Raw genomic sequence first — 21399 nt, 5'->3', positions numbered from 1 at the left:
AAACTCTATTTTTATTTTCTATTCTGGGTATAAAAAAGTAATCACCATAGGCGGCATCCGCTACATGTAACTTAAAAAACCCACAATTCAAATTGTGGTTTTATTATATCATTCATCAAAATCAAGCCAGTTTTTTATAAGTTACAATTTCTGGCAATGAATGATCACTACCCACCATATAAGAATAAGTCGCTAAACTCAGCATGGCATCATCTTCATCACTATTACCATACGCATAAATAGCAGCATAATTTTCTAAATCATATTGTTCTAAAATCCGTATTTTCTTTTGTTCCTGACTGCAATCAGGTGTTGAATATCGCCCTGTAAATTGCTGCTTTTCAATTGCTGTTTCAGTACAAATCAAAGCGACATTTAACTGCTGACAAATATACTGTAAATAAATATCTACACTTGCAGAAACAACCACCACTTCATCTCCATTGAATTGATGCTGCTTTAATTGTTGTAAAAGTTGTGGGTTAAGATCATGTATTAAATCTACTGCGTAGCGCTGTGCAAGTGCTAATATTTCAGCTGTATTTGCATCTTTAAACATAGCATTAAACAATTTAGGGCGCATGGCATGTGCAGGATAAACTTTTAAATAGTAAGCCTGAATCCAAGGCAAGATTTTAAGTCCTTGCTTAAAAATATGCCGCTTAGATAAAGCATAGAAAATAAACCCTGTAAAACTGTCTTTGCTGCACAGGGTCCCATCAAAATCAAATAGGGCTAGATTTTTATATTTTTGGCTTTTTGCATGCATGTTTTATAACGTCCATTGACTCGCGTAGCAAACCAATTGGTGTTGTAATCTCGACTCAGTTTAGGCCCTGAAATGACCACTTGCGGCATCATGGCATAAAATGGCTCTTTGCCCGTTTGCGCTTTATAGAGTTTCGTGACTGCTAAATATGTCGCAGTATCTTCAAATTTCTTTTCTTTTTCTTTTTTTAGGTCTGCACGAATTTGTCGTGGGGTGACTAAAATATTATGTTTTGAAAAAACAGCAATTAATTCACGTTCGGATTCACTCTTTGCATTACGCACGCTACCATCTTTAGTATAAAGTAGCAAATCACCATCTAAATCTAATTCTGCTTCAGTTAAATCATTTAGCATGCTTTGGAATGCGGCATTGCGGCTCGAATACATGCCAGAGTTATAATCAGCAAAGCGGTATAGCGGTTGATCGTAATCGGCAGGGTACATCATTAAACGATGAATCCCGTAATATAATCCGCCATATTGAGTGTATAGATCGCTGCGTAACTCTGCGATGTTACCGCTTTGGCGTTTATGCTCTTTGGCATAGCTAATATGTACTTGCATCGAGCCTAAAGTAGTAATTGGATTAAGTTTTTCGCCAATATTTTGTCCAAACAGTTTGGCAGCACCTGTTAGCGCAGACACGTGATAATGTTTGGCCATATAGTCAAAAATTTCACGATACAATTCATCCAGTTCACGTTCGGTTTTCACACGACGCATTTGGCTTAAATAGTTATCTTCAGGGCTTGGGTGGTTTTTCAGTACATCCTGAAAATAGCCTGCAACCGTACCACCAATGGCTTCGCCCAGTTTATCTTTAAATTTCTCATCCAAACGGTCTTGCACTTCTTTAACTGCTTTTTCACCCAGACCATAGACTTGAGGGTCGGCTACAAAGTTCGATTCCTGATCCACCACGGCAATGATGGTGCACATATTTTCTTTGGTTTGTGGGATGCCCAATTGCTCTGAAATATCGTAAATATCTTTTGCCCAAGCACTACGCTCACTGACCCTATTCGGAATGAGTTTGCGGATTTGTTCTGCTTCAAGGGTTGGCTCATTGTCCTTAGACCACCATGCGCTATCTCCACAGGCAGCCAAGCTTAATGATAAAGCAAGCACGCTGAAGGGTTTCATCAAAGAAGTGAATACAGTGTCTTTCATAGTATAGGGAAAACTCGTTCCAAATGGATGAGCCCAAAGGGCAGATGCAGTATACTATGCCAATCGTTAAAGTTAAGAATATATATGTATATTGGTCCCTATCAACTGTCAAATAATTTGATCGTTGCCCCGATGGCAGGTGTCACTGATAGACCCTTTCGCTCACTGTGCAAGTACTTTGGTGCAGGGCATGCGGTCAGTGAAATGATGACCTCTGACAAAACTTTGCGCATGAGTAAAAAGAGTTTGTATCGTGCCAACTTTGATGGGGAACTTGCACCAATTTCTGCACAAATTGCAGGTTCAGACCCGCATGATTTGGCCGAAGCCGCACGTTATCAAGTCGCCAATGGTGCACAAATTGTTGATATCAATATGGGATGTCCTGCCAAAAAAGTCTGCAATAAGTTGGCTGGTTCGGCTTTATTGCAAGATGAAGATTTGGTGGCACGCATTTTAGATACTGTGGTTGCCGCGGTGAATGTGCCTGTGACACTGAAAACTCGCTTAGGTTTTTTGAATGGGCAGGAAAATATTTTACGGGTTGCCAAACGCGCAGAACAAGCAGGCATTGCTGCATTGGCATTGCATGGGCGTACCCGTGAAGATATGTATTTAAACCGTGCACGCTATTCACTGATTAAAGAAGTGAAAAGCATGCTCAATATTCCTGTGATTGCCAATGGTGATATTGATAGTCCTGAAAAAGCCAAATATGTCTTGGATTATACAGGCGCAGATGCGATTATGATTGGACGTGCTGCGCAAGGACGTCCGTGGATTTTTCGGGAAATCGCACATTATTTAGCAACAGGTGAGCTGTTAGCAGCACCGAGCATTGCAGAAGTTCAAAAAGTATTACTTGGACATTTAGCTGAGCTGTATGAATTTTATGGTGAATATTCAGGTTGTCGTATTTCACGTAAACATATTGCTTGGTACACCAAAGGTTTACGTTCAAGTAATGAATTCCGTCAAAGTATGTATCAAGTAGAAAGTACTGCAGAACAATATAAAGTGGTTGAAGATTACTTTAATCAGCTACTTGCGCATGGTGAAATCATGAGTGATGTGCAGGTTGAAACCGTGAACTTGTTAGACACAAAGTAATCGCATGCAAATATATGCTTTAGCTTTTTTGGAACTAAATAAAAACTCAACTGTGATACACAGTTGAGTTTTCTGTACGTAAACTTAGCGTGCGTGAATCATTTCCAAAACCAACTGATTAATTAAATCTGCGGCTTCTAATTCACGTATCTGACTCACATTACTACCAGCCCAAAACGGAGCATAACCTTGCTCGCCTTGTGTGACGGCTGCTGAATGCAACTGTTTTGCAAGATCATACGTATATGGATAGGTGGGCACAGTTAAACGATTTGGTGTATCTACCTGTGTATGCCAATGATTAATTAAACCACGGGCAGAGCGTCCAGAGATGCTGTCGGTAATTTGAGTAATGTTTTGCTGAAATAAAGCTTGTCGATAAGCTGGATTGGCATTGGAACTTTTACATTGCACAAAAGCTGTACCCAGCTGTACCGCAGAAGCGCCCAATTTCAGCATTAACTGTGCTTGCTGACCATTCATAATGCCACCTGCTGCAACCACTGGCAGGGTACAATGTTCACGAATTAGTTGTACTAAATCGCTGGTTTTAATTGCACTATCAAAGGTTTGGTTAAAGATACCCCGATGTCCACCTGCCTCAATGCCTTGGGCGATAATGACATCAATTCCCGCTGCTTCAATGGCTTGAGCTTCGGCTAAGTTGGTTGCTGAAACCATAGTAATGATTCCTGCATCTTTTAAAGCCTGAATTTGATGCGCATGCGGAATCCCGAAGTGAAAACTGACGGCTTGTGGTTTAGTTTCTAGTACAAGATCTAAATATCCATCATGGTCTTTAAAACTTGGATAAATACAATTTAGTTGACTCGGTGCAGTTGCGCCATAGCGTTCAAAGATTGGCTGAAAATGTGCAATCCACGCTTGTGCAGCGACTTCATCTAGTGGACTTGATTCATGGCAAAAGAAATTGACCTGAAATGGAAAATCAGTCAGTTCTTGAGTGCGTAAAATTTGCTCACGTGCAGCATCTACCGTGTTTGCACCTAAACCGAGTGAGCCAAAACCACCTTGATTAGAAACCTCGGCTGCAAGTTCGGGAGTAGAAACGCCAGCCATTGGAGCAAGAAAAATAGGATGCTTTATATTCAGTTGTTCTAATAAGGTCATATTATTTACTCCATGTTTTTATCTACTTTGCCCAACTCTAGGTAGATTGGCAAATCATATCCGTCATTTCTTTATGAAATATTAAGATGAGCGATATCATTAAATTTGCAGATGCTTTCAGGCATAATAAGCCTGATGTATGAATTGATGAGTAAATTAATGAAGCCTTTCGTTTATGGTGGTTTGCTTGTGGTGTGTGGATTAAGTGCGTGTAGCAATCCACAGCAAACTCAAGTAAAAATTGATCCAAAGCAATATCAGGTTCAGGATGCGACTGCATTACAACAGCGTATAGATGCTTTAAATGTCAAATTGGCGCAAGACTTCAAACAATTTAAACAAGTCGAAAATATCGCATTTGCGCATCAATTCCCTTTAGATGTAAATAACTTACAAACTTTGAATCAGCATTTGGTCGCCAGTACTGCTTTAAAGCCGACTAAAATTGCTTATTGCGATATGATGAATGGTTATTTTGCTGAGTTATATCGCTTAGGACATAACAATCTAGATTTTCTTAAAGATGTAAAATTACCGCGTGCAGAGCAGGAAAATTTGGCTGAAAATTTTGCCAATGCAGAATCTTATTATGATTTTATTTTGAATCGTTACACCAGTTACCGCCAAGTACAACAGACCATGGGCTATGGTTGTAATTTAAAAGCGGCGTTATAGTTGCGGCAGGATTTAGGTTTACTAGGGTCTGTTGATATTTCATAAATGGCTTGCGCTGTAGGCTAAAACTGAGCAGATTAGGCATGAAACGCAGGGAATAACGGGTTTATTTTCAAGTTTTATAACGCAATCTGTGAAAGTTTTAGCCACATGAGCAAAAACAAAGCACTGCTTTGTTTGCTGCGCAAGGGTACAAGCATATTTTTTGCTGCTATTACGTTATGTGCCAGTCATTTAGAATGAGTAAATTTCCTGTCCCATGCCTTATATCAGCTAAAAAACCTTGCGAGATATATCTCTCATGTCGCAAACATAGACGAATTGTCAACAGACCCTAATTAAATCGTGCTGAATAAAAAACTCCTGAGAACTTGCTCAGGAGTTTTTGTTTTATACAATCAAATTATTGTTGTGCTTTTTCTTTCACATTTGCAGCACCTTGTTCAACCGCACCTGCAGTCGCAGCAGTTGCATCTTTAGCAGCTTGTACAGTCGTATCAGCTGCGTTTTCTGTTGCTGTTGCAACATTGTGTGCAGCATTTTCAGTTGCTTGCGCTGCGTTATCTACCGCAGTTGCTGTAGCAGTAGCAGCTTCATGTGTTGCATCTTTGGCATCATGTGCAGCTTGAGCCGCAGCGTTTTCTAAGTGTTCACCCGTAGTTGCCCCTGTTTCTGGTGCTTTTTCTTTTGCACAACCTACAAGTGCTACAGTGGCAGCAAGACCTAAAGCAATAAGAAGTTTATTCATTATCATGTTTCCTTTTTTTACATCCACTTAAGATGGGATAATGCGAATATAACCAAAAAACAATCAATTTGAAGCTTAAAATTGTTCAAATAATGTAATGGGTTTAGATATTTTTTTGTTGTGTAGATTAGAACGATAAATTAGAGAAAAATATGCCGATGCGATTCATTTTTTCTGATAAGGTGAAATCTTGAGAATGGTTACAGTTTTTATTGTACAGTAATGCCATTCTGTAAGATTGGGATTGTAAAATGCTTAAAAAAGGGATTTATCAACATTATAAAGGGCAATTGTATCAAGTGCTGCATGTGGCTACACACAGTGAAACCCAAGAGAAATTGGTGGTTTATCAATGCTTATATGGCGATTATTCTATTTGGGCCAGACCGCTTGATATGTTCACGGAGAGTATTACTTTGGATGATGACCGTGAACAGGAACGCTTTAAATTGATTCAAGAAGTGTATTAATATTTGAAGTTATTTACCTATTTAAAACGATCCAATCTATTTTTAGATTGGATCGTTATGTGGATGCTCAAAGTTTAATAAAATCAATTATTGAATGGAAATACGGTTAAAGCTTAAATCGTATGCTAAATATTTACTCACAAAAGCTGCTTTATCACTGCGTCTTAATAAGTTGTCATAAATAAATTGTGGTACAGGATGGAATAAATCCCCAGAGCCATTTTCGTAAAATATTTTTAAATAACGTGAAGATGCACTGTATGTCCAGGATGTCACGGCAAGTGTTTTACCCATAAGCAACTCCTTTATTTTTTATATTATTTTTCACAGAATAAATCTGCTTATTTTGAACATAAGTGAAGTGCTTGCTAAAAAGTATTACAGAATTGTAACTTTTGAATATAAGTTTTTTGCGCAACCTAAACGTGCCAAAAACGACAAAACTATTATGAAGCGAAATAAAACATCACATTTAGGATGTGGTGTTTATGCTTTGCACATGAATAGTCATTCATTTAAATAAAATGATTGAAAGACTAGATTTTATAGATGACGACATTGATCTTCTTTGTCACCAGAAACACGGTTTGTGCCGCCAGTCGGTTTTACGCGGTTATCTTCACATTCTAAATTGCCATTCACGCGGTTATTTTTTACAACGATTGAGCCTGAATTATCTTTAAGTTGAATATTGCCATTTACACGGTTTGACGTGAGTTGGATGTTACGCCCATCTTCGAGTTGGATATTGCCATCAATGCGGTTGGCATGTGCATTAACCTGACTAAAGTTTCCTTTAGATTCTAAATTGCCATCAATCGTACTATTTTTAATTGCCGTATGTGAGTTGGAATGCAACATTAGGTTGCCCTTAATAGTCACATGATCAAGAACACATTGTTTATGCACTTTGACATTATCATCAATAGTTCGATTTTTAATGCTGCCATTACAGTTGAAATCAGCTAAAGCTGGCACTGAAAATGCTATTAATGTTGAAAGTAAAAATAATTTTTTCATAGAACAGCCCTCAAAAATAAATCTCACAACTGTTACCGGTACAGATTCGATTGTAGTGTTGTAATGTTTTTACATTTTCTATTCTAGAGATGAAATATGAATAAATAAGGTAGAAAAGGGTGATGTTCTGATTAAAAAAAACCACGCAAAATATGCGTGGTTTTTTTGAGTGGTTTAATCTAAAACTTAGATTTTACCTACTAGGTCGATAGATGGGGCTAAAGTTGCATCACCTTCTTTCCATTTAGCTGGGCATACTTCACCTGGGTGAGCGTGAACGTATTGAGCTGCTTTAACTTTACGAAGAAGTTCTTGAGCATCACGGCCAATACCGCCAGCATTGATTTCGATGATTTGGATTTTACCTTCTGGATCAATTACGAAAGTACCACGGTCAGCAAGACCAGCAGATTCGATTAATACTTCGAAGTTTTTAGAAAGCGTCCAAGTTGGGTCGCCAACCATTACGTATTGGATTTTTTTGATTTCTTCTGAAGAATCGTGCCAAGCTTTGTGCGTGAAGTGAGTGTCAGTAGAAACTGCATAGATTTCAACGCCTAATTTTTGGAATTCTGCGTAGTTGTCTGCAAGGTCACCAAGCTCAGTTGGGCAAACGAAAGTGAAGTCAGCAGGGTAGAAGAATACTACAGACCATTTGCCTTTAAGATCAGCTTCAGTTACTTCAATGAATTGACCGTTGTGGTATGCATTTGCTTTAAATGGTTTAACTTCAGTATTAATTAAGCTCATCATTGTCTCCATGATTAAGGTTTGTATTTCGTTGGCAATAGAGTATCTAATTTTGTTTTATTGCTGAAATGGTATTTTTACATTACTAGCATCGGAAAAACAAATGAGTATGTAAAAAGCGTACACTTTCATCACAGTATTATTGAGTCTTTATTAGGCCTCAAAATGATGATGATTGCATGACAACCTATTTTTCAGGTTCAAATACAACCCATTTCAAGCAATTGGTGAACATACATCTATATGGGGATGCTATTTTGAAATTCAAGGGGGGATTTAAAACTTTTTAAATACGCATTCTAAATCACTGTTCTTTCGCTTAAAGGCATTACAGCGTAAAATACGCGTTTGTGTTTTGGTTAGGAAGCGTATTCTGTGCAGAGTCATTTAAATGTAGACCACCTCGTTTTGGCGCGTGATCGTCATCGTTTAAATCGACTACGAAAAGGCAAAGATGCCAATCCAAAGCAATATCAGGAATTATTTGAAAAATCTAATTTAAAAGTGTTGGAGCGTGCACAGCGCATTCCCAACATTAAGTTGAATCAAGATTTACCTGTGACTCAATCTGCCGAACAGTTGATTACTGCAATTCAGCAACATCAGGTCATTATTGTGGCGGGTGAAACAGGTTCAGGGAAAACTACACAGTTACCACAAATTGCAATGTTGGCAGGTCGTGGTTTAACGGGGTTAATTGGTCATACTCAGCCACGACGTCTTGCTGCGCGTAGTGTATCGCAGCGTATTGCCGAAGAAGTTGGCGAAAAGTTAGGTGAGTCCATCAGCTTTAAAGTTCGTTTTAATGAACAGGGTTCGCAAGATTCAATTGTCCGTTTAATGACCGATGGTATTTTGTTAGCAGAGCTTGCCAATGATCGTTATTTAAATAAATACGACACCATTATTATAGATGAAGCGCATGAGCGTTCTTTAAATATTGACTTCATTATGGGCTATTTAAAGCAACTTTTGCCACGTCGCACTGATTTAAAAGTCATCATCACTTCTGCAACTTTAGATGTGCAGCGTTTTAGTAACTATTTTAACGGCGCACCTATTTTTGAGGTCGAAGGTCGAAGCTATCCTGTCGAAGTACGTTATCGTCCAATTTCTGAATTAAGCATTGGTGGTAGTGATGATGATGAGTTTGATGACTTTGAAGAAAACTTGCCACGCGCAGTGGTGCAAGCGGTAGAAGAATGCTTTGCCGATGCACAGGAAAAAGGTCATCCTGAACATGCCGATATTCTAATTTTTGCCAGTACTGAACAGGAAATTCGGGAGCTGCAAGAAACCTTGCATAAGCATGGACCGCGTCATACTGAAATTTTACCGTTGTATGCGCGTTTGGCTTTGGCGGAACAACAAAAAATTTTTAATCCTTCAGGTGGTGGTCGTCGCATTATTATTGCCACCAACGTCGCTGAAACCGCACTCACTGTACCCAATATCCGCTATGTGATTGATAGCGGTTTTGCACGTATTTCACGTTATAACTATCGCTCACGGGTGCAGCGTTTACCGATTGAAGCAGTATCTCAGGCAGCAGCGAATCAGCGTAAAGGACGTTGTGGTCGTATTGCACCAGGCGTTTGTATTCGCCTGTATTCAGAAGAAGATTTTTTAAGTCGCCCAGAGTTTACTGAACCTGAAATTAAACGCACCAACTTGGCATCGGTCATTTTACAAATGCAAAGTTTGGGCTTGGGTACGCTCGAAGATTTTGATTTTATTGAGCCGCCAGATCATCGTTTAGTCAATGATGGTCGTAAGCTGTTGATTGAACTGGGTGCGATGATTGAGAAGGGTAAAGCCCCTCTTTTAGACGGAATGAGTAGCTCTGCGACGCAAAAGGGAGACAATCATCCGAATAATTCCACTAAATCCACCGCTAATAAAGGCGAGCTTCAAGGCAGCAGCTTAACCAAAATTGGTCAGCAAATGGCAAAAATGCCGATTGATCCAAGACTGGCACGTATGATTTTAGGCGGTGCGCATTTTGGGGTGTTAAATGAAGTCCTGATTATTGTAGCGGCATTGGCGGTACAAGACCCGCGTGAACGTCCTGCAGACAAACAAATGCAAGCCGATCAAAAACATGCTTTGTTCCGTGAAGCAGATTCTGACTTTTTATTCTATTTAAAATTGTGGGAAACTTTACACGAAAACCGTGATGGCATGAGTGAAAACAAACGTCGTACTTTTGCCCGTCAGCATTTTTTAAGTTGGTTGCGTTTACGTGAATGGAAGAAAACTCATGAACAATTGGTGGATTTGGCGCGTGGCTTAAAACTGTCGTTTAATGAGAAAAAAGCCAGTTATGAAAATCTGCATCGGGCGTTATTAACAGGGTTGCTTTCTTTTATTGCCAATAAAACCGATGAGCGCAATGTGTTTATGGCAGTACGCCAACAAAAAGCACGAATTTTCCCTGCATCGACTTTGCATAAAACCAATACACCGTGGGTCATGGCATTTGAGATGGTAGAAACTTCGCAAGTGTATCTACGCACCTTGGCAAAAATTGAACCTGAATGGATTTTATTGGCTGCACGTGATTTGCTGAAGCATCACTATTTTGAACCACATTGGTCTAAAAAAGCAGGCGTGGTGAATGCCTATGATCAGATTTCGCTGTTTGGTCTAATTATCGAGCCGAAACGTCCTGTCAATTACGAAAAGGTCGATCAGGAAGCCGCCCATGAAATATTCTTACGTGATGCTTTAACCACAGGCAACTTGGGCATTACCCCACCATTTTTAAAACACAACCTGCTTAAACTGGAAGAAGTGGAACGGGTTGAAGATAAATTACGTCGTCGTGATTTAGTGGTTGATGAAGAAACTATTTATCAATTTTATGCCGCCAAAGTACCTGCAGAAGTTGCAAGCCGTCGTTCCTTTGAAGATTGGCGTGCCACAGTAGAGCCGCAAAATCCACGTTATTTATTTGTGGAAGATGATGCACTTTGGCTGAATGATCGTCCGACCACGCAGCAATTTCCTGACTATTTGCGTAATGGTGAGCTGCGCTTGGCGGCCAGTTACCGTTTTGACCCCAGCCATGATGAAGATGGCGCAACCGTTAAAATTCCAGTGCAAGCGTTGGCACAGGTCGATGAAAATATCTGGTCGTGGGGTGTTCTGGGTTGGCGTGAAAATTTAATTGAAGCCTTGCTCAAGACTTTGCCTAAAGATAAGCGTCGTCATTTGGTGCCTATTCCAGACACAGCTCGAAAGTTGCTACAACGTGTTGATGCGGTAAATTTACGCGAGCACATTTTTAGCTTTTTGGCATTCCAGTTACGCGCAGAGCACATCACCGAAAAAGACTTTAGCTTTGAGCGAGTAGATGCGTATTTATTGCCGTTCATTAAAGTGTTAGATGAAAAAGGGCGGGTGATTGAGCAAGGGCGTGATTTATCTGAATTAAAAGCGCGTTGCCGTACCGAAACTCACAGTCCAGTAAAACAGTTACACGGCGAATTCCAAACCTTCCCTGAACGATTTGTATTTGAAGCCTCGCAAAAAGTCACGGGCGTAGTGGTTAAGCAATATCAGGCGTTGGTACCAAGTAAAGCTTTTGCAGAACTTTCACAAAAAGATGAATCGGGTGTGGTGATTCAAACCTTTAATGATCAGCGCGAGGCGATTCATCAGCATCGTGAAGGGGTGATTCGTTTGCTGCATGTGCAATTAGGCGATTTATCACGGCAATTGAAAAAGCAAATTGCCAAACCATTGGCCTTGGCGTACTCACCTTTGGGTGATAAAGCACAACTTGAGCAAATGTTGATCTATGCGACCTTGCAAAGCATTATTTGTGACGTGCCAGTCAACTTGGAAGAGTTTCAAAACTTGCAGCTTGAGGTAAAAAAGACTTTTCTCAGTCATGGTCAAACCACGCTGCGTATCTTTAATGAAATTTATATTGCTTGGCAAGACATCCGCCGTCAGCTCCTTATGCTAGATGAAGCCGTGTTTGCCAAAAATATGGATGATATTGAAGATCAGCTGGACTTAATGCATCTGGCAGACTTTGTGTATAGCAAGCCTGTAGAGGTGTGGAGCGAATATCCGCGCTATTTGAAAGCGTTGTTATTACGTTTAGACCGCTTACCCAACAACTTGCAAAGAGACGATGCTGCCATCGCCCAAATTGACCCTTGGATGGACAAATTGTTTAAACACAAACAAGATGCCCGACTCAAGGAATTGTACTTTATGGTGGAAGAATTACGCATATCGCTGTTCTCTCAACCCATGAAAACCAAAATGCCAATTTCTGCAACTCGGCTGCAAAAAGTATGGGAAAAGCTCGGAATCAGTTAAGATATTAGTAATTTCTAGAAGGAGTTTTACATGGGCATTCGCATTACAGGTACTGGTCTTTATCACCCAGAAGATGTTATTACCAATGAAGAGTTGGTCGAAAGTTTAAATGCTTATGTGGAACAGTATAATCAGCTCAATGCTGACAAAATTGCAGCAGGTGAGCTTGAAGAACGTCGTGGCTCAAGTGCTGACTTTATCGAAAAAGCCTCTGGGGTAAAACGCCGTTACGTGTCAGAAAAAACAGGTATTCTGGACATTAACCGTTTACGTCCAAATTTGCGTGAACGCGGGGATGATGAAATTTCGCTACAAGCAGAATGGGGTGTAATTGCTGCAAAACAAGCCATGCAAAATGCAGGCGTGACCGCAGAAGATATTGATGTGGTGATTTTGTCTTGCTCAAACTTGCAGCGTGCTTATCCTGCGGTGGCGATTGAAATTCAAACTGCGCTTGGTATTCAAGGTTATGCCTATGACATGAACGTGGCATGTTCTGCTGCGACTTTCGGCATTAAGCAAGCGCATGATGCGATTAAAGCAGGTGCGCGCCGCGTACTGTTGGTGAATGTCGAAATTACCTCAGGTCATAACGATTTCCGTTCACGTGACTGCCACTTTATTTTTGGTGATGTAGCAACCGCTTCAATTTTGGAAGACACTGAAACCAAAGCAGGTTTTGAAATTTTGGACATGAACCTGTTTACTCAGTTCTCGAATAATATCCGTAATAATTTCGGTTTTTTAAACTTAAGTGAAAATGCAGATATTGACGATAAACGCTTCCATCAAGATGGTCGCAAAGTCTTTAAAGAAGTTTGCCCCTTAGTTGCCAAAATGATTACTGCGCAATTAGAAAAGAATCAGATTGCGCCAACCGAGGTGAAGCGTTTCTGGTTGCACCAAGCCAATGCCAGCATGAACGAACTCATTTTGAAATTGGTGGTTGGTAAAGAAGCAGCACAACCAGGTTTAGTACCTATTATTTTAGATGAGTTTGCCAATACTTCTTCGGCAGGGGTAATTATCGCTTTACACCGTACTGCACACGAAGTCGAAAACGGTGAATATGGTGTCTTGTGTTCATTTGGCGCAGGCTATTCAGTTGGCGCGATTTTGGTACAAAAACGTGATGCTGCATAAGCTTTGCCAAACCGTATAAGATCAGCAAACGCCTAAGTACAGGTATTAAAAAGTTCCTTCTCCTTCGGGAGAAGGCTTGGATCATCCGCGATATTCTCTTCACACAGACACATACAGAATAAAAACATCGAAAAACTTTATGAAAAATAATGCTTAGGTTAAGATGGAGCATCTTTTAATAGACCTATTTTGAAAACCTATGCAACCATTTGTTCTATATAACTCAGAGCAACGAAAAAAAGTTGAATTTGTTCCGCGTAAAGAAGGACATATCGACATGTATGTCTGTGGCATGACGGTTTATGATTACTGTCATATCGGGCATGCGCGGGTTATGGTTGCATTTGACTACATCATTCGCTTTTTGCGCAGTCAAGGTTGGAATGTGAAATATGTCCGCAACATTACCGACATTGACGACAAAATTATTAAACGTGCCAATGAAAATGGCGAGAGCATTCAAGCTTTAACAGATCGTTTTATTCAAGCCATGAATGAAGATGCGGCAAACTTAGGCTGTGTTGAACCTGATGCTGCACCACGTGCCACTGAATATATTGATCAAATGCAAAATATGATTGGTAATTTGGTCAATAAAGGCACAGCTTATCCTGCAAGTAATGGCGATGTTTATTTTCAGGTTGAAAAATTTGACAAATATGGCCGTCTTTCAGGTCGCAAGCTAGAAGACATGCAGGCGGGCGCGTCTGAGCGTGTTGATGTTGAAGTCGACAAAAAGCATCCATTTGACTTTGTTTTGTGGAAACATGCCAAAGAAAATGAACCATCGTGGGCTTCGCCGTGGGGCAATGGACGTCCGGGTTGGCACATTGAATGTTCTGCGATGTCGACTTGCTGCTTAGGTAATCATTTTGATATTCATGGTGGTGGTTCAGACTTAATGTTCCCACACCATGAAAATGAAATTGCCCAGTCTGAAGCATCAACAGGTGAGCAGTATGTAAATTACTGGATGCACGTTGGCTTTATTAATGTCGATGGCGAAAAAATGTCGAAGTCATTGGGTAACTTCTTCACCATTCGTGATGTGATGGAAAAATTCCATCCTGAAGTGATCCGCTACTTTATTGTGTCATCGCATTATCGTAGCCCTGTAAACTTCTCCGATGTAGCACTCAAAGAAGCCAAAACCGCATTATCACGTTTCTATCACTCATTTAAAGCTTATCAACAAGCGTACGGTACGCAAACAGTTGAGCAGTTAGATGAGGCTTTGGTGGAACGTTTTAATGCCGCAATGCGAGACGACTTTAATACAGCCGAAGCAATTGCAGTTCTGTTTGAAGTCAATAAAGAGCTGAACCGTGCGGTAAAAGAGCAGCAGGCAGATCAGGCGGCGGTGTACTATTCGACTTTGCGTCATTTGACCAATATTTTAGGTTTGGTGCAGCATGATGTTGACGAATTCCTGAAGTCTGATATTGGTCAGGACGCTTTAGGTTTATCTGAACAAGCCATTGCAGACTTCATTCAGCAACGTCAGGATGCCAAAAAAGCCAAAGATTTCGCCCGTGCTGATGAAATTCGTCAGTCTTTGCTCGATCAAGGTGTGGTCTTGGAAGATACCCGTCAAGGTACAGTATGGCGTCGTGCTGATTAATTGAGCACTTGGGAGCATAGAGAGTTGACAGTTGTATGAAATTCTCTATAATTCACTTCCATATTGCGGGAATAGCTCAGTTGGTAGAGCACAACCTTGCCAAGGTTGGGGTCGCGAGTTCGAGTCTCGTTTCCCGCTCCAAAATTTTAAAAAACGCTTATCGAAAGATAAGCGTTTTTTTATGGCTGTTTGTTACAGCTTGCTTGCAGTCAGCTTTATAGATGGGTTTGAACCATAATTTTTAGAGCATTTTCGTTGAAATATGCTTCTGAGCTAGTTCTATCTTTAGCTTTATCTGCAACTTTGAATCAATAAAATAAATAGCCTAAGCTCAAATATGATTGTTTTTCATTTGAAACTCGAGTCAAAAAGCGAGTTAATTAAAACAGCATACAAAAATGCGTTAAAACAAAAAACACACGCATAATCAAAGTGTAGAATTGCATAGATATGCTAAAATTGCGAAAATTAAATGTGCTTCAATAAATCGCTTTTATTGAGGTGTAGAAAATACTCAATTTAAGTTGAACGTTGAATGCCAAACATGTCAAATACCATTGATTTCCAATCTGTAGCCTTAGACACTTTAAGAATAGAAGAACAAGCATTACAAGTCTTGGCGACGCAAATTGATCAGCGTTTTAGCCGTGCCTGCGAAATCATGTTGCATTGCAAAGGGCGTGTTGTGGTCACAGGTATGGGAAAATCAGGTCATATTGGTCGTAAAATGGCTGCGACGTTTGCCTCTACAGGCACGCCGTCTTTCTTTATGCACCCGGGTGAAGCAGGGCATGGTGATTTGGGAATGTTGGTACGGGGTGATGTTTTAATTGCCATTTCCAACTCCGGCAAAAGTGATGAAATTATGATGTTGATGCCACTCATCAAACATCTGGAAGTTCCTCTAATCACAATTAGCGGTGATGATCGCGGGCCGATGCCACAAAATGCTGATGTCGCTTTAACATTAGGCAATATTCAGGAAGCTTGTCCACTTGGTTTAGCACCAACCTCAAGTACGACTGCAACCTTGGCATTAGGTGATGCATTGGCTGTAGCGTTACTTGATGCACGTGGTTTTACTGCCGATGATTTTGCTCGTTCACATCCTGCAGGCGCTTTGGGTAAGCGCCTGTTATTGCATGTGAAACATTTGATGCATACCGGTACAGAATTACCTAAAGTTGCACCAGATACACCAATGAACAAAGTGTTATACGAAATTTCAAACAAACGTCTAGGTTTAACCACAATTGTCGATGAAAATGACGTCTTGTTAGGCATTTTCACCGATGGTGATTTACGACGTTTAATTGATAAACAACAGGGCTTTGATGTGAATTTACAAGTTGGGCAAGTGATGACTCAACATCCTGCAACGATTTCACAAGAAGCACGTGCAGTTGAAGCTTTAGAGCAATTACGTGACCGTAAAATCAATCAGTTTGTGGTGGTGGATGATGCCAATAAAGTCATTGGTGTGATCAGTATGCATGACTTGATTCAAGCAGGGGTAAACTAAACAATGGCATCTTATATTTTATTAGAGCAAGCGCGTCATATTGAAGCTTTGGTTTTAGATGTCGATGGAATTCTAAGTGATGGTTTTGTCACCTTAACCAACAGCGGTGATGAAATTAAATCATTCGATATTCGTGATGGTTTAGGTATGAAACTGGTGCAACAAGCAGGTGTTAAAGTCATTATCATCACGGGTCGTAAAAGTAATATTGTCGAAAAACGCATGTCCGATTTAGGTGTAGATTTGGTCTACCAAGGACGTGAAGATAAAGGCACTGCATTGCAGGAAGCCTGTGCCAAGTTAGGTTTATCACCTGCAGATTGTCTCTATATGGGCGATGACTGGCCTGATCTTTCAGCGTTTTCGATTGCGGGGATGAAAGTCACAGTGCCAAATGGACATATTGAAGTGCGTCGTCGTGCCGATTTAGTCACACAGGCCATGGGTGGGCGCGGTGCGGTACGTGAAATCTGCGATATGATTTTAACCGCCAAAGGTGTGTACCAAAGCTTACTTGAAAAATATCTCAGCATCCCTCATTAATTAAGTCATACATTCAAAGGTTTGAGTTACAGCCCCACTTATGGATACTAAAGTTTTATACGTTACTGCGATTGCAATTGCAGCTGTAAGTGGTGGTTATTACTATTACAGCGGTAAAGGCAAAAAACTGGAAACTGACGCTGCTCGCTCTATGACTTATAGTGCCGAGCAAATTCATCTGACCCAAACAGATGAGCAGGGCAATTTATATGTGCGTGCGCAAATTGACCGTTTAGAGCAAGACATGCAGCAAAAAACCTCTAAGCTGGAAAATTTGAATGCCTCTATGTATAAAGCGGGCGCGGTGGATGCCACTTTTTTTGCTAAACAGGCACAAGGTTTTAATGACAATGAAAAGGTTGTGTTGTCAGATCAAGTGCTAGCAACCAAGTTACTCGCTCAAGGCAAACTGACGCTTGAAACAGTCGAGTTGAATGTGTTTCCTAAAACACGTGAAATCAGTACCGAAAAACAAGTGACTGTACAATCTCCACAGGCTGATTTTATCAGTCAGGGCTTAAAAGCCAATTTAAATGACGGGCAATACGAATTTTTTAATATTCGAGGAAAGTATGAACCATAAATCTAAGCTTACAGCTCCTAAAGCGTTGATAAAACAAGCAGCACTTGTGGGCTTGGCGGTGCTTTCATCGGCAGGTGCATGGGCAATTCCGTCAGACCGCAGTCAGCCTATTACTTTATTGGCAGACCGTGCGACCTTTAGTGAACGTACTGGCGTCACCACTTATACAGGCAATGTGGTGATTGAACAGGGCACCATGAAACTGCAGGCAGATTCGATTGTTGCTAATCTGAACAGCAAAAAAGAAATTAGTGTCATTACGGCAACGGGCAGACCTGCGCAATTCCAGCAAAAGACTGATCCAGCCAAAGGGCTTGCCAAAGGTCAGGCGCAAAAGATTGTTTACAATGCTGAAACAGGCATTATCACCTTAACGGGTGGCGCACTTTTAGAGCAAGATGGAGCCAGTATTCGTGGTAATACCTTGCGTTATAGTATGAACAAAGGCGATGTTGAAGCGATTGGTACACCGAACAAAACTGGTTCTGAAGCGGGTCGTGTAAAAATTGTGATTCCACCATCAAGTTCAAAATCATTCCCGGGAGCGCGTGATTAATGGATCAAACGAGCGCAGCACAGGACAGCGTCCAGCACGGTCAGCAGACTTTGTGTATTAAGCATTTAGCCAAAAACTATAATAAGCGCTGGGTGGTTAAAGACGTTTCATTTGAAATGAAAAGTGGTGAAATTGTCGGGTTACTTGGGCCGAACGGTGCGGGTAAAACCACCAGTTTCTACATGGTTGTGGGTTTGGTGCGTATGGATAAAGGCGAAATCCATTTAGATCAACTGGATTTATCTGACCTTGCCATGCATGAACGTGCGCGTAAGGGGATTGGTTATTTACCGCAAGAAGCCTCTATTTTCAGAAAGCTGACCATCGCTGAAAATATTATGGCTATTTTAGAAACCCGCAAAGATTTAAATAAACAGCAACGTCAGCAGCGTTTATTAGAATTGCTGGCAGATTTTAAAATCACGCATATTAAAGATTCATTAGGGATGAGTGTGTCGGGTGGCGAACGCCGTCGTGCAGAAATTGCCCGTGCTTTGGCAGCAGACCCTAAATTTATGTTGTTAGATGAGCCTTTTGCAGGGGTCGATCCTATTTCTGTCGGTGATATTAAAGATATCATTCGTACCTTAAAAGATCGTGACATTGGCGTATTAATTACCGACCATAACGTCCGTGATACTTTAGCCATTTGTGAACGTGCTTATATTGTTAGCGAAGGTTCAGTCATTGCAGAGGGTACACCGCAAGAAATTCTGGAAAATGAAATTGTGCGTGAAGTTTATTTGGGTGAAGACTTTTTTGTTTAAAGCTTGAATGTTCTAATCGTTATTGGTTTTCGTATGCTTACTGCATAAGTTGTAGAACAGAAAGTCGTGTAAACATTATTTAACCTTCTATACCTTTGAGGATAGAAGGTTTTTTCATGGTGGTTATCAGTCCAAATAAGCTATAACTCTAAATACGTTAGAGCGCTAAACACGTTATAATTATCAAGTTTTTATTTAACTGGTTGATTGATCTGGAGTATTATGCCATTTACCATTGCTGCGCCCATCACTTTTGAAGAAGAAATTAAAAAAAGTCGATTTCAGGCAATTGCTGTGCCTGTAGATAATGAGCAAGCGGTAAAAACTTTTTTGGAACAGCAGCGTGATTCATCTACCACACATCAATGTTGGGCATGGAAAATCGGGCATCAATTACGTTTTAATGATGATGGCGAACCTTCAGGTACGGCAGGACGTCCTATTTTAGCCACGATTGAAGGCAATGAGTTGACTAATGTTTTGGTGTTGGTGATTCGTTGGTACGGCGGCATTAAATTGGGCACAGGCGGCTTGGTACGTGCCTATGGGGGATGTGCAGGGCAATGTTTGGCTCTAGCAGAAAAAATAGAACTGATTGAAAAAAAGACCGTGCAATTTTCCTGTCATTTTAATGAGTGGGCAATTTTACAATACGAGCTAAATAGTCAGCAGATTGAGTACAGCGAAGACTACACCGCCGAAGGCGTGTTGGTAAAGGCATTCATGCAAGTCGATCAAATAGACCCTTTAAAACTAAAATTACAAGATATTAGCCGTGGGCGTGAACAACTCAAAATCCTTGAGGATGATCAAGATGACTGAAGCAAATTCACCTGATCCATTATCGAAGTACCGTGAGCAGCATAAACACCGTTTAAACTACATGCCGTGGTTATATTGGTCATTAAAACCTAAACATCGTGCTTGGGCAGAAGCTTGGCAGCAGGAATATCAAGCTTATTTAATGGCAATGGAAACGGTAGAGATTGGCAAAAACTGTTTTATTTCACCATTGGCACATATTTTTGCAGAACCAGGACGTAAAATCAGTATTGGCGATAATACCTTTATTGCAGCCGATTGTACTTTGCATGGCCCTTTAGAAATTGGCAATGAAGTCGCGATTAATCACCACTGTATTTTAGATGGTGGCAGAGTTGGAATTAAGCTTCATGATCAGGTGCGTATCGCAGCATATTGTCATTTATATGCATTTGATCATGGCATGGCTTTGGATCAGCCCATTTATCAGCAAGCGGTGCGTTCACAGGGCATTGAAGTTGGTAAGGATGTTTGGTTAGGTGCGCATGTTGGTGTTAAAGATGGGGTGAAGATTGCGGCACATGCAGTCGTTGGTATGAATAGCATGGTCACCAAAGATGTTCAGGAGCGGGAAATTGTGGTAGGAAACCCTGCCAAATTGATTCGTTATCGTGAGTAAATACGATGCAGCAAGGCTAAATCTTTAAACTTCATTACATTTTTTCATGTCCCTGCAACACGAGTTGTGTTAAGTTAAAAATAACAACTAAAAAATAGCCTGCAAAAGGCAGTAAGAGAGGCAATAATGAAACGTGTAATTGCTTGTATTGATTCTTCGCCTTGTATTAATGCGCTTGCTGAAGCTGCTGCGTGGATTGCAACACAAACTCAACGTGAATTGGTGTTATTACAAGTTTTGGATTATTACCCCGCCAGTTATCATTTGGGGGAAATTAGTGGCGTGATTGGTTTTGAAAGTAATGCCATGTTACTCAAAGAATTAGCCGAATTAGAACAAAAACAAAGTGAATTAGCACTCGATTATAGCAACAATTTATTGCAGCACATTTCCAGTATGATTCAGGAAAAGTTCGGCATTGTACCTACCCACATTCAAGAAAAAGGCGACTTTTTAGAACAAAGTTTTAGTGTGCTGAACGAAGAAGATATTGTGGTGATTGGACGTGTGGGCGAGAAATCTGCTGAACGCAATAAGGCATTAGGCAGTAATGTCGAAAACTTTATTCGTGGTGCAAATTGTACTGTGATGACTGTCGGAGAGCATTTTAAAGCACCAAACCGTTTTATTTTTGCTTATGAATATTCCCCAACTTGTATCAAAATGATGAAGCGAATTGCACAAAGTGATTTGCTTAAATTACTGCAATGTCATTTGCTCTATGTCGGTGATCACCCAGAAGTTTTAAATGAACCTGCAGATTTTTTAACTTCAGCGGGTTTAGATGTGGTGGTGGAATATCGTTATGGCGATGTGGCTGAAAATATCTTAGATTATCAACGTGAACATGGTATTCAGTTGATTGTACTAGGGGCATTTAGCCACAGTAAAATTCATCAATTTTTCTTGGGAAGCATTACCACCAATATTTTCCGTAACTCAACTGTTCCTTTGTTGGTGGCAAAGTAAAAATCGTAAATGATTCAAAAAAGATCATTTCAAAAGATTGTTTAGTTGAACTGATGTAAATGCTTGCTGACTGT

At 40.4% G+C, this 21399-nt stretch carries 21 protein-coding genes and 1 tRNA gene; 15 read left to right on the top strand and 7 right to left on the bottom strand.

The annotated features are described in order from the left end of the window. Positions 1-121: 121 nt before the first annotated feature. Both FTU71_RS01760 and FTU71_RS01755 read right to left on the bottom strand, forming a co-directional pair. Positions 122-769, bottom strand: a complete 648-nt coding sequence (locus FTU71_RS01760; RefSeq protein ID WP_004973036.1) for an HAD-IB family phosphatase — start codon at positions 767-769, stop codon at positions 122-124. After that, positions 736-1941 carry a DUF1615 family protein gene (locus FTU71_RS01755; RefSeq protein ID WP_004973039.1) on the bottom strand — a complete coding sequence of 402 codons (1206 nt, stop codon included), beginning with the start codon at positions 1939-1941 and terminating at the stop codon, positions 736-738. The genes FTU71_RS01760 and FTU71_RS01755 overlap by 34 nt, the downstream gene beginning before the upstream one ends. Positions 1942-2025: 84 nt before the next feature. On the opposite strand from FTU71_RS01755, the gene dusB reads away from it, so the two are divergent. Continuing rightward, on the top strand, positions 2026-3051 hold the full coding sequence (gene dusB, locus FTU71_RS01750; RefSeq protein WP_167846087.1) for a tRNA dihydrouridine synthase DusB: 1026 nt from the start codon (positions 2026-2028) through the stop codon (positions 3049-3051). An 84-nt stretch (positions 3052-3135) separates the two neighbouring features. On the opposite strand, the gene FTU71_RS01745 is transcribed toward dusB, so the two are convergent. Beyond that, complete coding sequence (locus tag FTU71_RS01745; RefSeq protein WP_004973046.1) at positions 3136-4182, bottom strand: nitronate monooxygenase family protein; 1047 nt, start codon at positions 4180-4182, stop codon at positions 3136-3138. Positions 4183-4341: 159 nt separating this feature from the next. Here FTU71_RS01745 and FTU71_RS01740 point away from each other — a divergent pair, with 159 nt between their 5' ends. Then, positions 4342-4857 carry a hypothetical protein gene (locus tag FTU71_RS01740; protein WP_131260826.1) on the top strand — a complete coding sequence of 172 codons (516 nt, stop codon included), beginning with the start codon at positions 4342-4344 and terminating at the stop codon, positions 4855-4857. Between the two features lie 403 nt (positions 4858-5260). Here FTU71_RS01740 and FTU71_RS01735 read toward each other — a convergent pair whose 3' ends face one another. After that, on the bottom strand, positions 5261-5605 hold the full coding sequence (locus tag FTU71_RS01735) for a hypothetical protein (protein ID WP_179989569.1): 345 nt from the start codon (positions 5603-5605) through the stop codon (positions 5261-5263). 251 nt (positions 5606-5856) lie between these two features. Between FTU71_RS01735 and FTU71_RS01730 the strand changes: the two genes are divergently transcribed. Continuing rightward, positions 5857-6075, top strand: coding sequence for a DUF1653 domain-containing protein (locus FTU71_RS01730; RefSeq protein WP_004973051.1), 219 nt, complete (start codon positions 5857-5859; stop codon positions 6073-6075). 87 nt (positions 6076-6162) lie between these two features. Here FTU71_RS01730 and FTU71_RS01725 read toward each other — a convergent pair whose 3' ends face one another. The 3 genes from FTU71_RS01725 to ahpC all read right to left on the bottom strand — a co-directional run bounded on the left by FTU71_RS01725 (position 6163) and on the right by ahpC (position 7845). Next, positions 6163-6369 (bottom strand): hypothetical protein, encoded by a 207-nt coding sequence (locus FTU71_RS01725; RefSeq protein WP_004973053.1) that lies wholly within the window; start codon positions 6367-6369, stop codon positions 6163-6165. Between the two features lie 249 nt (positions 6370-6618). After that, positions 6619-7095 carry a hypothetical protein gene (locus FTU71_RS01720; protein ID WP_004973055.1) on the bottom strand — a complete coding sequence of 159 codons (477 nt, stop codon included), beginning with the start codon at positions 7093-7095 and terminating at the stop codon, positions 6619-6621. 186 nt (positions 7096-7281) lie between these two features. Continuing rightward, positions 7282-7845, bottom strand: coding sequence for an alkyl hydroperoxide reductase subunit C (ahpC, locus tag FTU71_RS01715; protein ID WP_004973058.1), 564 nt, complete (start codon positions 7843-7845; stop codon positions 7282-7284). A 375-nt stretch (positions 7846-8220) separates the two neighbouring features. Here ahpC and FTU71_RS01710 point away from each other — a divergent pair, with 375 nt between their 5' ends. From FTU71_RS01710 to FTU71_RS01655, 12 genes are all read left to right on the top strand, one after another. Further along, a complete protein-coding gene (locus tag FTU71_RS01710; protein ID WP_180111206.1) occupies positions 8221-12180 on the top strand; it encodes a DUF3418 domain-containing protein in 3960 nt (1319 codons plus the stop codon). A 30-nt stretch (positions 12181-12210) separates the two neighbouring features. Then, positions 12211-13323: a beta-ketoacyl-ACP synthase III gene (locus FTU71_RS01705; protein WP_004973062.1), complete on the top strand. Its 1113-nt coding sequence runs from the start codon at positions 12211-12213 to the stop codon at positions 13321-13323. A gap of 199 nt (positions 13324-13522) precedes the next feature. After that, the gene (gene cysS / locus FTU71_RS01700) at positions 13523-14944 is read left to right on the top strand and encodes a cysteine--tRNA ligase (RefSeq protein WP_180095667.1); all 1422 of its coding nucleotides are present in this window, start codon (positions 13523-13525) and stop codon (positions 14942-14944) included. A gap of 65 nt (positions 14945-15009) precedes the next feature. Beyond that, a tRNA-Gly gene (locus FTU71_RS01695) sits at positions 15010-15085 on the top strand. 403 nt (positions 15086-15488) lie between these two features. Beyond that, positions 15489-16466 (top strand): KpsF/GutQ family sugar-phosphate isomerase, encoded by a 978-nt coding sequence (locus tag FTU71_RS01690; protein WP_004973067.1) that lies wholly within the window; start codon positions 15489-15491, stop codon positions 16464-16466. A 3-nt stretch (positions 16467-16469) separates the two neighbouring features. Next, positions 16470-17009, top strand: coding sequence for an HAD family hydrolase (locus FTU71_RS01685; RefSeq protein ID WP_004973069.1), 540 nt, complete (start codon positions 16470-16472; stop codon positions 17007-17009). A 40-nt stretch (positions 17010-17049) separates the two neighbouring features. Continuing rightward, the gene (lptC, locus tag FTU71_RS01680; protein ID WP_004973071.1) at positions 17050-17592 is read left to right on the top strand and encodes an LPS export ABC transporter periplasmic protein LptC; all 543 of its coding nucleotides are present in this window, start codon (positions 17050-17052) and stop codon (positions 17590-17592) included. Continuing rightward, complete coding sequence (lptA, locus tag FTU71_RS01675; protein WP_004973072.1) at positions 17582-18148, top strand: lipopolysaccharide transport periplasmic protein LptA; 567 nt, start codon at positions 17582-17584, stop codon at positions 18146-18148. The genes lptC and lptA overlap by 11 nt, the downstream gene beginning before the upstream one ends. Beyond that, positions 18148-18915, top strand: a complete 768-nt coding sequence (gene lptB / locus FTU71_RS01670; protein ID WP_154320669.1) for an LPS export ABC transporter ATP-binding protein — start codon at positions 18148-18150, stop codon at positions 18913-18915. Before lptA ends, lptB begins: the two co-directional genes overlap by 1 nt. Before the next feature lie 222 nt (positions 18916-19137). Continuing rightward, positions 19138-19737 (top strand): YigZ family protein, encoded by a 600-nt coding sequence (locus FTU71_RS01665; RefSeq protein ID WP_180111204.1) that lies wholly within the window; start codon positions 19138-19140, stop codon positions 19735-19737. Continuing rightward, on the top strand, positions 19730-20356 hold the full coding sequence (locus FTU71_RS01660; protein ID WP_004973079.1) for a DapH/DapD/GlmU-related protein: 627 nt from the start codon (positions 19730-19732) through the stop codon (positions 20354-20356). Before FTU71_RS01665 ends, FTU71_RS01660 begins: the two co-directional genes overlap by 8 nt. Positions 20357-20482: 126 nt before the next feature. Then, positions 20483-21325, top strand: a complete 843-nt coding sequence (locus tag FTU71_RS01655; RefSeq protein WP_096900923.1) for a universal stress protein — start codon at positions 20483-20485, stop codon at positions 21323-21325. Positions 21326-21399 lie beyond the last annotated feature (74 nt).

The sequence above is a fragment of the Acinetobacter sp. YH12136 genome (assembly GCF_013418545.1).
In the GTDB taxonomy this organism is placed as follows: domain Bacteria; phylum Pseudomonadota; class Gammaproteobacteria; order Pseudomonadales; family Moraxellaceae; genus Acinetobacter; species Acinetobacter towneri.
This window is presented reverse-complemented; position numbering and strand designations above follow the sequence as displayed.

Bases quoted from the DNA above. Each gene is read 5' to 3' on its own strand.
- FTU71_RS01760 (WP_004973036.1), bottom strand. From the start codon at position 769: ATGCATGCAAAAAGCCAAAAATATAAAAATCTAGCCCTATTTGATTTT.
- FTU71_RS01755 (WP_004973039.1), bottom strand. From the start codon at position 1,941: ATGAAAGACACTGTATTCACTTCTTTGATGAAACCCTTCAGCGTGCTT.
- dusB (WP_167846087.1), top strand. From the start codon at position 2,026: ATGTATATTGGTCCCTATCAACTGTCAAATAATTTGATCGTTGCCCCG.
- FTU71_RS01745 (WP_004973046.1), bottom strand. From the start codon at position 4,182: ATGACCTTATTAGAACAACTGAATATAAAGCATCCTATTTTTCTTGCT.
- FTU71_RS01740 (WP_131260826.1), top strand. From the start codon at position 4,342: ATGAAGCCTTTCGTTTATGGTGGTTTGCTTGTGGTGTGTGGATTAAGT.
- FTU71_RS01735 (WP_179989569.1), bottom strand. From the start codon at position 5,605: ATGAATAAACTTCTTATTGCTTTAGGTCTTGCTGCCACTGTAGCACTT.
- FTU71_RS01730 (WP_004973051.1), top strand. From the start codon at position 5,857: ATGCTTAAAAAAGGGATTTATCAACATTATAAAGGGCAATTGTATCAA.
- FTU71_RS01725 (WP_004973053.1), bottom strand. From the start codon at position 6,369: ATGGGTAAAACACTTGCCGTGACATCCTGGACATACAGTGCATCTTCA.
- FTU71_RS01720 (WP_004973055.1), bottom strand. From the start codon at position 7,095: ATGAAAAAATTATTTTTACTTTCAACATTAATAGCATTTTCAGTGCCA.
- ahpC (WP_004973058.1), bottom strand. From the start codon at position 7,845: ATGAGCTTAATTAATACTGAAGTTAAACCATTTAAAGCAAATGCATAC.
- FTU71_RS01705 (WP_004973062.1), top strand. From the start codon at position 12,211: ATGGGCATTCGCATTACAGGTACTGGTCTTTATCACCCAGAAGATGTT.
- cysS (WP_180095667.1), top strand. From the start codon at position 13,523: ATGCAACCATTTGTTCTATATAACTCAGAGCAACGAAAAAAAGTTGAA.
- FTU71_RS01690 (WP_004973067.1), top strand. From the start codon at position 15,489: ATGTCAAATACCATTGATTTCCAATCTGTAGCCTTAGACACTTTAAGA.
- FTU71_RS01685 (WP_004973069.1), top strand. From the start codon at position 16,470: ATGGCATCTTATATTTTATTAGAGCAAGCGCGTCATATTGAAGCTTTG.
- lptC (WP_004973071.1), top strand. From the start codon at position 17,050: ATGGATACTAAAGTTTTATACGTTACTGCGATTGCAATTGCAGCTGTA.
- lptA (WP_004973072.1), top strand. From the start codon at position 17,582: ATGAACCATAAATCTAAGCTTACAGCTCCTAAAGCGTTGATAAAACAA.
- lptB (WP_154320669.1), top strand. From the start codon at position 18,148: ATGGATCAAACGAGCGCAGCACAGGACAGCGTCCAGCACGGTCAGCAG.
- FTU71_RS01665 (WP_180111204.1), top strand. From the start codon at position 19,138: ATGCCATTTACCATTGCTGCGCCCATCACTTTTGAAGAAGAAATTAAA.
- FTU71_RS01660 (WP_004973079.1), top strand. From the start codon at position 19,730: ATGACTGAAGCAAATTCACCTGATCCATTATCGAAGTACCGTGAGCAG.
- FTU71_RS01655 (WP_096900923.1), top strand. From the start codon at position 20,483: ATGAAACGTGTAATTGCTTGTATTGATTCTTCGCCTTGTATTAATGCG.